Annotated in this window: 10 protein-coding genes; 3 read left to right on the forward strand and 7 right to left on the reverse strand. The window is 53.9% G+C overall.

Annotated elements, in window-relative coordinates:
• The first annotated feature begins 41 nt into the window (after window positions 1-41).
• Both ABD949_RS13645 and ABD949_RS13650 read left to right on the forward strand, forming a co-directional pair.
• Complete coding sequence (locus ABD949_RS13645) at window positions 42-1,508, forward strand: sulfatase (RefSeq protein WP_345244310.1); 1,467 nt, start codon at window positions 42-44, stop codon at window positions 1,506-1,508.
• On the forward strand, window positions 1,508-2,965 hold the full coding sequence (locus tag ABD949_RS13650; protein ID WP_345244312.1) for a BNR-4 repeat-containing protein: 1,458 nt from the start codon (window positions 1,508-1,510) through the stop codon (window positions 2,963-2,965). Before ABD949_RS13645 ends, ABD949_RS13650 begins: the two co-directional genes overlap by 1 nt.
• A 122-nt stretch (window positions 2,966-3,087) precedes the next feature.
• On the opposite strand, the gene ABD949_RS13655 is transcribed toward ABD949_RS13650, so the two are convergent.
• Entirely contained in the window at window positions 3,088-3,723 is a 636-nt protein-coding gene (locus tag ABD949_RS13655) for a MarR family winged helix-turn-helix transcriptional regulator (protein WP_345244314.1), read from the reverse strand.
• 194 nt (window positions 3,724-3,917) lie between these two features.
• On the opposite strand from ABD949_RS13655, the gene ABD949_RS13660 reads away from it, so the two are divergent.
• The gene (locus ABD949_RS13660) at window positions 3,918-6,305 is read left to right on the forward strand and encodes a TonB-dependent receptor (protein WP_345244316.1); all 2,388 of its coding nucleotides are present in this window, start codon (window positions 3,918-3,920) and stop codon (window positions 6,303-6,305) included.
• Between the two features lie 41 nt (window positions 6,306-6,346).
• Here the strand turns inward: ABD949_RS13660 and ABD949_RS13665 are convergent, their stop codons facing one another.
• The 6 genes from ABD949_RS13665 to ABD949_RS13690 all read right to left on the reverse strand — a co-directional run bounded on the left by ABD949_RS13665 (window position 6,347) and on the right by ABD949_RS13690 (window position 12,512).
• Complete coding sequence (locus tag ABD949_RS13665; protein ID WP_345244318.1) at window positions 6,347-6,691, reverse strand: cupin domain-containing protein; 345 nt, start codon at window positions 6,689-6,691, stop codon at window positions 6,347-6,349.
• Window positions 6,692-6,758: 67 nt separating this feature from the next.
• Window positions 6,759-7,307 carry a nuclear transport factor 2-like protein gene (locus ABD949_RS13670; protein ID WP_345244320.1) on the reverse strand — a complete coding sequence of 183 codons (549 nt, stop codon included), beginning with the start codon at window positions 7,305-7,307 and terminating at the stop codon, window positions 6,759-6,761.
• 115 nt (window positions 7,308-7,422) lie between these two features.
• Entirely contained in the window at window positions 7,423-9,399 is a 1,977-nt protein-coding gene (locus ABD949_RS13675; RefSeq protein WP_345244322.1) for a response regulator, read from the reverse strand.
• On the reverse strand, window positions 9,396-9,794 hold the full coding sequence (locus ABD949_RS13680) for a response regulator (RefSeq protein WP_345244324.1): 399 nt from the start codon (window positions 9,792-9,794) through the stop codon (window positions 9,396-9,398). Before ABD949_RS13680 ends, ABD949_RS13675 begins: the two co-directional genes overlap by 4 nt.
• A gap of 8 nt (window positions 9,795-9,802) precedes the next feature.
• On the reverse strand, window positions 9,803-11,989 hold the full coding sequence (locus ABD949_RS13685; RefSeq protein WP_345244326.1) for an ATP-binding protein: 2,187 nt from the start codon (window positions 11,987-11,989) through the stop codon (window positions 9,803-9,805).
• Between the two features lie 169 nt (window positions 11,990-12,158).
• Window positions 12,159-12,512 carry a sensor histidine kinase gene (locus ABD949_RS13690; RefSeq protein ID WP_345244328.1) on the reverse strand — a complete coding sequence of 118 codons (354 nt, stop codon included), beginning with the start codon at window positions 12,510-12,512 and terminating at the stop codon, window positions 12,159-12,161.

Raw genomic sequence — 12,512 nt, forward strand, 5'->3', positions numbered from 1 at the left:
TTTATAAGAGAAAAGTACTCATACTTTTTCTAGCTTCTCCTATGCCAGGATTTCGAAACTATCAACTATTGCTCCTGTTATGGCTGCTCCTTGCCTGCTCAACCGCAACCTGGGGCCAACAACGGGGTAACCGGATCAGCAACGCGCCGGTCAAACGCCGGCCCAATGTGCTGCTGATTGCATCCGATGACCTGAACAATCATATCGGCACGTTCGGACATCAGCTGGTCAAAACGCCCAACCTGGACCGGCTGGCCAAACGGGGCGTTCGGTTCAGGCGGGCGTATTGCCAGTTTCCCTGGTGTAGCCCCAGCCGAAGTTCCATGCTGACGGGACTTCGGCCGGATTCGGTGAAGATCTATGACCTGCAGACCCACTTCCGAACGACCGTTCCAAACGTAGTCACGCTGCCGCAGTTGTTTAAGCAGCATGGCTATTTTACCGCCCGGGTCGGCAAGATCTACCACTACTCGGTACCCGGCGGCATCGGTACCAACGGGCTGGACGATACGCTATCGTGGCATACGGTGCGCAATCCGAAAGGCCGCGACAAAGCCGAAGAGCATCTGCTGACCAACCTGACACCCAAAATGGGATTGGGTTCCGCGCTGGCCTGGCTGGCGGCCGACGGCACCGATGATGAGCAGACCGACGGTATGGTGGCGACCGAGGCCATTAAGCTGCTGGCGCAAACCCGCCAGGAGGCCGACCGGCCGTTTTTTCTGGCAGTCGGCTTCTATCGGCCCCACTGCCCGTATATAGCGCCGAAGAAGTATTTCGACCTGTACCCCCCTGACAAGATCCAGCTGCCTCCTCGCGACCCCGACATGAGCGACGTACCGCCCGATGCGTACCTGCCGGGCTTCAACTGGTCGTTTCCCGACTCCACCAAACGGAAGATACTCCAGGCCTACTACGCCAGCATCACGTTTATGGATGCCCAACTGGGCCGCGTCCTCGACGCGCTGGAACAGTCCGGTGAAGCCGACAACACCATCATCGCGTTCTGGAGCGACCACGGTTACCTGCTCAGCGAACACGACCAGTGGGAGAAAAACAGCCTATTTGAAGAATCGGCCCGGATGCCGCTGCTGATAGCCGCACCGGGGGAGCGGGGCAACGGGAAAGTCAGTTCGCGCACCGTTGAGCTGCTGGATGTGTACCCTACGCTGGTCGACTGGTGCGGCCTGCCCGCGCCCGGTCACCTGATGGGCCGGAGCCTACGGCCGCTGCTGCGCAACCCGCAGGCGGACTGGAATTACCCGGCCATTACGCAGATCAACCGCAAAGGCAGCACCATGGGCTACAGCATCCGGACCGAACGCTGGCGCTATACCGTGTGGCTGAACGGCCAGGGAGCCGAAGAACTCTACGACCACCAGACTGACCCCAGGGAGTACACCAACCTTGCCGGCAATCCTGATCACAAGGCAAAGAAAGACGAACTCAGGCAGACACTGTATAAATTAAACCCCTCTTTACTGAAACCACAAATCAGCCAGAAGTGATGACTGTCCGAATCACCGCCCTCCCAGCCATTACATTTTTTCTTGCGCTTGCCGGTGCACAGGCACAGCAGACTGTTCACCCGGATAACCGATACGCCGAAGCAGAGGTTTTGCAGACGAAAGCCAATGGTTTTAAGGGCATCTGGTACATGAATCAGCCCTCCAACGACGAATACGTGTATAAATACAGCGGAGGCCTGGCTACGTACCCCGCCAACCACCGCCCCTTTGCTATCTATGCCAAAGAAGTGGACAAAACCTTCTTCTGCTTCGGTGGCACCGATGATACGAATTCAACCCTTTATCATAATGTCTCTTACTTCGACCACAAGACCAAAAAAGTAGCCAACCCAACCATACTGCTCGACAAACACACCACCGACGCCCATGATAACCCGGTCATTTCGCTGGACGATCAGGGGTACATCTGGATTTTTTCTACTTCCCACGGTACCACCCGCCCTTCCTACATTCACCGCAGTAAAAAGCCGTATGATATTGCTCAGTTTGAGACCATAAACGCTACCGAACTGGTAAACGGACAGGAGAAGCCATTTACCAACTTCTCTTACTTTCAGGTGTACCATATTAAAGGCAAAGGTTTTCTGGCCTTGTTCACCAAGTATAACCAGCGCGGTAACCGGGTTATCGGCTACAACACCAGCAAAGACGGCATCCGCTGGAACGAGTGGAACGTACTGGCCCACATCGGCGAAGGCCACTACCAGATCAGCGCCGAGTCAAACGGCAAAATAGGCGTAGCTTTCGACTTTCATCCGCCGGGGAAAGGACTTAACTACCGCACCAACCTGCACTACCTGGAGACGACCGACTTCGGCCAGAGCTGGCATACCGCCACCGGAAAAACGGTGCAGCTACCCCTGACCGAAATCAATAACCCTGCTGTAGTCAAAGATTACGTCAGCGAAAAGCTGAACTGCTACCTGCTGGACATTGACTTCGACACCCGTGGCAACCCGGCTATTCTGGTGATTTCCAGCAAAGGGTACGAGGCCGGGCCGGGCAATAATCCGCGGCACTGGCGGCTGTTTCAGTTCCGGAATAATCAATGGGCGGACCATGTCGTCACTACCTCCGACAGCAACTACGATATGGGCTCTATCTTCCCGGAATCCGGTACCGTTATCAAAGTCATAGGCCCTACGCAGGATGGGCCCCAAGGCTACAATCCCGGAGGTGAAGTCGCCATGTGGGCGAGCCGGGACGGCGGTACTACCTGGACGATGGAAAAACAGATAACGCGGCAGAGCGAGCGCAACCACAGCTACGTCCGCCGGCCCAAAAACGCCCACCCCGACTTCTACGGCCTCTGGGCCGACGGGCACGGGCGCAAGCCTTCTGAGTCATACCTGTATTTTACGAACAAAAAAGGCGAACTGTATCAGTTACCACGGAAGGCGACGGAGAATCTGATAACACCCCGGTTAGTCTACTAGCCAAATTAAGCCGGCATAATGACGAACCTGCAATATCAATCTGCATGTTTTGATGGCATTTTCCGAATGGTGCCTGAACGATCAGGGCGACCAGAAACATCTGGTTTTTCTGAACCCGAGCCCTAGAGCACCCCTTTTTCTTTCAGGACCCGCTCTACCTCAGCTGGCCCACCCCGATAGATAGGGTTGTGATACTGATGCAGCCGGGTGAGCATATAAAGCAGATACGCCTGCTCCTGTTCATTCAGGTCTCCTACCACCACCTCGCCTACCTGTACCAGTTTACCCACCAGTTGCTTCACCAGTCCTTCGCCAGCGGCTGTGATAAAAAGAAGCCTGCTTCGTTTATCGACCTCACTATCCTGCTGCCGGATAAATCCCGCACTGAGCAGCCGGCGGATGATTTCCATACCCGTTGTTTTACCATGGATATGGTCTTCAATGAGCTGAATCTTCGTCAGGCCAGGCCGGTACAACAAGGTAATCAGGTAGGTAAAATCATCAATGGTGGTCAGCGGTGTACCTTCCAGCACCTGCCGCATATACACTAGTGCATAGCGTTGACCGAAAAACAGCAAACGGCTGATGCCTGTCGAAGCCGGCTCCTGCCACTGACTGCCAGGAGTTTCCGCAACCGGATTACCCTGCCGCAACAGCCATGCTATAAATTCAGACAAGGTCTGCTTACCTGCGTCGGGTTGCTGACGCTCAAACTTATCTACCAGTTGGAGTAATTCCCAGATCAGGGTGTATTTCATACGAATCACCGTGGGTTCAGATGGCAGTTAACCCACTTATACCATGTAAGTATATAAAGTACAATATTGTTCTATTTTAAAATTTTTAAAACAAAAAAACACTTTTTCAGGTAGTAGGGAAAAGTACTACAACCACCGTCATGTCATCACGCTTTGTCTTTATCATTACGTTAATTCTCGTAAGCAGGCTTACTATGAGCCAAACCCCGTCGGTGACGGGCGTCGTTACCGGAACTGTCCGGGACAAAAATACTCAGGAAGTGCTCGTTGGGGTAACCGTTCAGGTCGAGAATACCACCCTTGGCACAATTACCGACACCGACGGACGGTACACCCTTAGCCTGCCGGTGGGCAGCGTCAATCTGAAGGCAAGCTACGTTGGTTATCAGCCCCTGATCAAATTTAATGTTATTGTCACCGCTGGTAATGCCAACGAAATCAACTTCGAACTACAGGAAGAGAATCAGCGGCTCAGTGAAGTGGTGGTCAAGGCCAACCGGGCAGTTGCCGCCGTAACGACCATTGACACTCCCAACTCCATTCAGCGCCTGTCTTCCGACGAAATCAAAACCAATCCGGGAGGTAACTTCGACGTCTCGCGGGTTATTCAGACCCTCCCCGGTGTGGGTGGCTCCGTCGGCGGGCTGCGCAACGACATAGTTATTCGCGGGGGCGCGCCCAACGAAAACGTATTCTACCTCGATGGTATCGAGATTCCGGTTATCAATCACTTCCAGACGCAGGGCGGCACGGGTGGCCCTCAGGGGATTCTGAATGTGTCGTTTATTGAGGATGTCACCCTGTCTTCCAGCAGCTTCGACGCCCGGTACGACAATGCACTGGCCTCAGTATTCCAATTTAAGCAACGCGAGGGCAACCCTAACCGGCTTCAGGGAAACTTCCGGCTTAGCGGTACCGAACTGGCACTGACGGCCGAGGGGCCACTGACCTCCCGGACCACCTTCCTGGCCTCAGCCCGCCGGTCTTACCTCCAGTTTTTCTTTAAACTCATCGACCTGCCCATCCGGCCCGACTATTGGGATTTTCAGTATAAGGTAACCCACAAGCTGAACCCCAAAACAACCCTTACTACGCTGGGAGTGGGTGCCATCGACAATTTTAGTTTTGCGCCTACCCGCGAAAAAACGCCCGATAAAGAATATGCTATTCTCCGCAACCCGCTCATCCAGCAGTGGAACTATACGGTAGGGGTATCGGTCCGCCGGCTCATTGAGCGGGGCTATCTGAACGTAGCGCTGAGCCGGACTGCGTTTGACAATTCCCTGGATCGCTTCGAAGATTCGCGGCAACAGACCGAATCGACCCGTACGCTGCGGCTGCGCTCCCGCGAGACCGAAAACAAGCTGCGTTTCGACATTAGCCAACGTATCAACGGCTGGCAACTCTCGGGCGGTGGCGTCGTGCAGAACGTACTGTTCGACAATAATCTGCAGGCACGCGTCCGCAATCAGGTACTCAGGCCGGATGGCACAGAACTTTTTCCCGCCATAACCCTCCGATCGCGCTCGAACCTTGATTTCTGGCGTTATGGAGCATTTGTGCAGGCTAACAAGAGCTTTCTGGGAAAGCGGCTGGGGGTCTCTGCCGGCATCCGGACGGATATGAACAGCCTGACCACCGATGGCAACAATCCAATAAAGACCTTATCACCCCGGCTTGCCCTCTCCTACGCCCTGACGGATCGCTGGAACATCAATGCATCCGTAGGCCGCTACACCAAAATCCCGATCAACACCATTCTTGGGTTCAGAAACGAAGCCGGTCAACTGGTTAACCGCAACGCGCAGTACATCAAAGCAGATCACTACGTTGCCGGAATAGAATATACACCCGTTGCTACTACGCGTTTTACGGTCGAAGGTTTCTACAAACAATACAGCGACTACCCGGTGTCGCTGTTGAGGGGCATCTCCCTGGCCAACCAGTCGACCGACTTCACGGCCATTGGCAATGAACCCATAACCAGTACCGGACGCGGACAGGCCTACGGAGTCGAGTTTTTCTTTCAGCAAAAACTGGTCAAAAATATCTTCGCGGTAGCCTCGCTGACGTTTGTGCGGAGTTTGTTTGCCGGCCAGAACAACGTACTCATTCCGTCGGCATGGGATAATCAGGTGCTGTTTTCGGGCCTGCTGGGTCGTAAATTCAAACGCGGATGGGAAATGGGGCTGAAGTACCGGTACGCGGGTGGAGCGCCCTACACCCCGTTCGATCTGGCGGCTTCACAGCAGAATTTCCTGGCGCTGGGTAATGGCGTGCTCGACGTCAACAGCCTGAACAGCCTCCGGCTCAAGGCCCTCAATCAGTTTGATTTCCGGCTGGACAAGAAGTGGAACTTCCGCCGTACAACCATTGATGTGTTCCTGGATGTACAAAACGCTTTTGTTCTGCCTACCCCCGGTTACCCCGAATTTGTGCTGGCGCGGCTACCCGAAAATGCGGGTTTCGTGACCACCGATGACCAGCCGCTGCGCCCCGACGGCAGCAACGGGGTTCCCACGATTATTTCCAACAACGACCCTTTTGTTACCCCAACGCTCGGGTTCATTGTAGAATTTTAAGGTAATCAACTCATGAGCAGCAGGAATAGCTTTTTCATGGGTTATAAGGGTTTCAACTCGATACAAAGAATATGCAAATCGACTGATCCGACATTTTCCAGGGCATGCGGTTCCAGCGGTTCACTCCACAACACATTGGGTGGCTGTTGCAGGGCGGGAATGGTCCGGGAATCTACCATAACCGTTCCATCGGCACCATACCTCACAAACGGACTCCAGCTAAGTACGTGCAGCACGGCGGGCCAGCGATGGGTATGCACGGGCGTACGGTCACCGGGAGCGATGCGGGTATCAAGCACCCGAACGCGTTCATTGTCGAGAACAACCCGGTGGTGGTCGGGTGCAGCCAAAACGGCATTGAGCGAATCTGGTATGGGCTGGGTCATCCGATAAATTTACCTGTCACCCAGTAAGGTACGCAAAATTATAGATGCACCAGCAACCGTAGGCGTGTTACTTCTTAGCGGTCTGAGGAGGGGCCACCGTCCAGCCCAAACTAATAAGCGGAGAGAGGCCGTCGTAGTATATCCGTTCCTGAACGATCTTACCGTTATCTAATTTTGCAGTGAGTTGTACGGGCACCGTTATTGTTTTGCCTTCGCTGACAGACAGCGCAGAATAATCGAACCAAAGCATAACCCAGTCTCCTTTCAGCGGTCCTTCTTTCACCCGAGTCGATAAAGAGGCATACACAGTCATTTTACGATCCTGCTGCATTTTGTACCGTTCACTCCACATTGCCAGCCACTGTTCCGCATTGGCCGAATCCCGCACACCAGGACCGTAACTCCGGTAATTGGCCGCCAGTTGCCGGCGGGCCTGCCCGGTGTTGCCAGCGGTGATGTCTTTGGCATACTGCGTAACCATGGCAATGTCACGATCTGCGTTGGGCCCGAACGTTACAATGTCACTCTGACGGGGCACTTTTTGGATTTGAGCGGAAGCAGCATAGGTCAGCAGACCAGCGATCAACAGAACAGAGAAAACAAAACCGTTTTTCATGATTTTGAAGAGGTTTAACTTGTTTGAAGTGATACAAACCTCGCCAATAGCCTATAAACAAACGATTGATTTTTGGCCAATTATTATCCTTTTCCGGACAGAACCAACTGCTGTCTCAAGGCCAACGATTCCCCGCCATGAGATACTCCGAAGGCGTTTGCTGATAAATCTCTTTGAAGGCTCGGGTGAAATACGACGGATTCTCAAAGCCGACCATATAGGCCGTTTCCGAAACGGGATGCCCCTGCCGCAGCAGATCAATGGCCCGCCGGAGCCGGTAGGTACGAATCAGCCGTGCCGGACTGATACCCGCCAGCATGGTGAGTTTTCGGGTTAGGGTCCGGATGCTCATGGCTACTTCGTCGGCCATAGACTCGGCCCGGAAGTTGGAATCGTCCAGGTGCACTTCAATGATTTGGTTGAGTTTCGTCAGAAAAGCGTCCTGCACCGTTGCTGGCGGTGCTTCGTCGGTTCCGTTGGTTGGTGCCAGGCTCCCCACCTGCCGCGCATAATGCTCCCGTAATTTTTCCTGATGACTGATCAAATTCCGCAGGCGCAGGCGCAGTTCGTCCAGATCAAAGGGTTTTGTCAGGTAATCGTCGGCACCCTCGGCCAGACCTTCCCGACGACTGGTTGCGGCCGACCGGGCGGTCAGCAGCACCACGCAGATATGGTCGGTGGTGGGGTTATTTTTCAGGTGACGCGTCAGCTGGTAGCCGTCCAGTTCAGGCATCATCACATCGCTGACGACTACATCCGGCAGTTCGCGCTGGGCGATGTCCAGGGCTTCACGGCCGTTGGTGGCTGTCAATACGCGGTATGTACCTGCCAGCGACTCGGCAATGAACGCCAGTAGTTCGGCATTGTCCTCCACCAGCAGAATCAGGGGCTTCGTCGCATCGGCTTCGTCGGCTTCAGCCTGCCCGCGGGTAAACAGCCAGGGCTCGGCATCAGCCGAAACTGGTTGCTGCTCCTCCACCCTGGCGGCTTCCGGTATGGAATGAACCGGCAGCTCCACCGTAAAGGTGGTACCAACGGCTGGAACACTCTCAACCAATACTGTACCGCCCAGTTGCCGGGTCAGTTCATTGGCCAGCGCCAGCCCGATTCCGGACCCTTCGTACGCTCGGGTCAGCGAGGTATCCACCTGGTAGAAGCGGTCGAAAATGTGGGGCAGGTGTTCGGCCGGGATACCGATACCCGTATCGCTGATGGTTAGCGTGACACGGTCCTCCTGTACCTGGCAGCTAACGGATACGCGGCCACCGGCGGAGGTAAACTTGATGGCGTTCGACAGCAGATTTTTCAGAATCTTCTCCCATTTATCACCGTCAAACAAGGCTTCGAGCCCGGCAGTATCGGACGAAAACAGCAGCGCCAGTTCTTTCTGGTCGGCAATAACCCGAAACGAATCTACCACCTGCGCCACAAACAGGATCACATCACCCCGCGATTCAATGACCGGAAGGCTACCTGCTTCAAGTTTAGCCAGGTCGAGCAACTGGTTGATCAGGTGCAGCAATTGCCGGCCGTTCCGGCGGATGGTCAGCAGGCTGTGCCGGGTGCGGTTGTCGTGCTGCGGATTTTGCAGCAGGGTATCCACCGGGGCCAGAATCAGCGACAGGGGCGTCCGGAACTCGTGGGTGATGTTGTCGAAAAAACGGGCTTTCAGTTCCGCTACGGCTTTGGCGTGGACAGACTCGCGCAGCTGGCTTACGTGTCGGGCGGTTTTATCGATAGTCACCTCCAGATCCTGAAAGTTGATCGGCTTCATCACAAAATCGAATGCACCCCGGTTCATAGCCACCCGGATGTTGTTCAGGTCGCCATAGGCCGAGACCATTACCGTCCGGCTCAGCGGCAGCAGGTCGGGCAGTTGGGCCAGCAGGGCGAGTCCGCTGATGTCGGGCATATTGATATCGAGCAGTACCACATCAATATCGGCATCTTCCCGAATAGACTCCAGGGCATCATGCCCACTCACCGCAAAACGGAATTCGTACTCCCCTGCCCGAATCTTATGCCGAAATCGCTGCTGCATCAGCGGTTGGAGTTGTACTTCATCGTCGACAACCAGGATTCTTGTCTTCATGAGGCAGACGGCTGGTCATCCACAACGAACTCGGTTAATTTATCCTTCAGCAGTTTAAAGTCAATGGGCTTCGTCAGAAAATCGTCGGCTCCGTAGTGGCTGGCCTGTTGCCGGTTGTTCTGGTCGCCGTAGGCCGTAATCATCACCACCGCCGGCGGCCGTTGCGGATTTACGGCCCGAATCCGGCGCAATAGTTCCAGGCCGCTCATGCCGGGCATATTGATGTCTGAGAGAATGAGCACCACGCCGGAGCCGGGCATCACGGTCAGGGCTTCTTCGCCGGAGCGGGCAAAGGCCAGGTGTACCTCCCCGCTGCTGATTTCGCGCCGGAACCGGGCTTCAAACAACGGCTTCATCTGGGCTTCGTCGTCGACAACTAAGATTTTCTTTGGCATATTTTTGGTTAATTAAGCGGTATATGGATAACAAACTCGGTTCCTTCACCTTCACAGCTTTCTACCCGCATATCCCCCCCATGCCCTCTGGTGATAATATCGTAGCTTAAACTTAGGCCTAGACCTGTCCCCTGCCCGGTCGGTTTGGTCGTAAAGAATGGCTGGTAAATTTTATCGACGATGGTGGAAGGTATACCGGTGCCGTTGTCTTTTACATACAGAGCAATCGCGTCCTGGTCAGCTCGGATACTGACTGTGACTTGCGGCTGGTAGACTGCCGAGTCCCGGCCATTATCCTGCTGCTGTTGCTTTTGCCGAACGGCATAGAAGGCGTTGTTGTACAGATTGAGCAGCACCCGTCCGATGTCCTGCGGAGCTACCGTTACCAGTTGCAGCTTATCGTCAAACTGCGTGCAGAGCTGCACCTGAAAGTCGGGGTCCTGCGCCCGTATGCCGTGGTAGGCCAGCTTCAGATACTCCTCAGCCAGTTCATTGAGATTGGTCGGCCGGCGCTCGCCGGAACTGCTGCGGGAGTGCTCCAGCATCGAGCGCACGATGGAGGCCGCCCGCTTGCCGTTCTCCACAATGTAGCTCATATTCTCGCCTAGCCCCTCGGATAGTTCTACAGCATTGGTAATATTACCTTTTTGTAGGTTCTCCCTGAGCTCTTCGGTCATCTCGACACTGACCTCAGCAAAGTTGTTAACGAAATTCAGGGGGTTCTGAATTTCGTGGGCGATGCCCGCCGTCAGTTCGCCGAGGCTGGCCATTTTCTCTTTCTGGATAAGCTGGGCCTGGGTGGTTTTGAGCGTATCCAACGATTGCTGAAGTTGGGCTGTTCGTTCCGTTACTTTGCTTTCCAGCGTTTCGTTTTGTTGGGTCAGCATGAGCTGTTTCTCCTGTTCCTGAGCCAGTGTCTGGGCCGATAGCAGTTTCACCGCTGCCAACTGGGCCGCTAAGCTTTTACTGGTAAACGCGAATTCGGTGGCCAGGTAAACCGACAGAGACAGGGGAATACATAGTGTGCCGAACGTTTCGAATGAGTTACTATAAATCTGGGCTACAGAGAATGGGAACCTGGAAATAAACAGAGGTGTAAACATAAGCAGATACCGCAGGCTAAGACCAATAAGGGAAAGCACCATTCCGATTAAAATGATCGTTGCTCCCCGTTGCTTTTTCCGGACAGCCACCACCGTAACGCGCAGGGCTTCGGCTGTCATGACAATAGTCGAGCCTATTTCAATCCAGAGAACCCCGTTCTGATAGTCTGTCCAATAGATAACAGCGAGTAAAACGCAGGTTATAAGACTGATCCGGTAGTAAATTGATCTGGCAAATGCGTAAGCTGAATAAAGGGCTGTAACCAGGAAAACGTAACCAACCGGATAGAGTAAGGCTCTGATCAGACCCAGGTACATGATGGTTCCTGAATCGGTAAGCAGCCCATTGGTCCATAATCCCAAGCCCAGCCAGTGATGAAAGAAGACCAGTGATGAAATGGAAAAAAACAGATTAGCTCGTTGCGGAGGATAAAAAATATACAAAAGGACGTGGAGAAGCGCTAAGATAAAAAAGACGCCGACCTTCGAGAATACGTAGATATTGGTAATGTTGCGATATACAATATAACTATTGAGACGGCTGACTGTAGTAGCCGTTACCCCATATAACGAATTGGCGGCAGCCGCAAACCTGTTGTAAGGCAGACCGGGCTGCCAGGCAATCCGCACAGCCAGTACAAGCGCTGATTCTCCCGGTGCGGGTAAGCTAACCTGCTGAAAATAGGCATGAACAGCTTCCACCTGATCTGGATTTGGGGAGACCGTACCGAATCGTTTACTAAAACGCCCATTGATATACAGCTCAGAAGCCGCCATCTGACGGACCAGCAAAATTAACGCTTCCGGTAGAACCAGGCTACTATCCGTCTGAAGGTGCAATCGAAGCCAACCTATACCGGCTTTGCGCACCTGTGGTAACTCCATAATGTCTTTCGCAGGGTCAATCCGTTCCCACTGTGAGTCATCAAAAGTTGGGTTGGCCCAGTCCGGATTATCCCCCTCGTGCCATAGCCAGCCTTTGTCGAGCAACAGGCCTTGTGGCGGCAAACTATCGATGCGAAGCACGGTCTGTGCCTGACCTACCGACATGGCCAGCCAGAAAAGAAGCAGAGATAGAATCCGACGGCTCATAGTAAGGGACAGGATAAGGGAGCAAAAAGCAGTTGCTGCCGCCAGACAAACTTCGGCCAAAGCGCGGAGTCCGGCTTTCACTTTCCAGCCATAAAATAGTGATTTTCGGCCAACTGAACCGAATAGCTTTGTGTAAGCGGTTAATCGGATTTTTGTTAAAACAGAATGGTCAACTCCGCAGCTTTACAACAAGCGTAGTCCCCACGTTCTCTACACTCTCCACCGCCATCTCACCCCCATGTCCTTTGGTGACAATGTCATAGCTCAGGCTCAACCCCAGACCCGTACCCTGTCCCGTCGGCTTCGTGGTGAAAAAGGGCTGAAATATCTTGTCGCGCATGCTGTCGGATATGCCTGTACCGTTGTCTTTTACCTGTAGTTCAACATGACCATTGATCTGCCGGGTACAGACCACCACCTGCGGCTGATAATCCACATGCTGGCCCTGCTTCTGCCGCACGGCATAGAAGGCGTTGTTGTACAGGTTCAGCAGCACCCGCCCGATGTCCTGCGGGGCTATCAT

It is taken from the genome of Nibrella saemangeumensis, assembly GCF_039541915.1.
GTDB classification, from domain to species: domain Bacteria; phylum Bacteroidota; class Bacteroidia; order Cytophagales; family Spirosomataceae; genus Nibrella; species Nibrella saemangeumensis.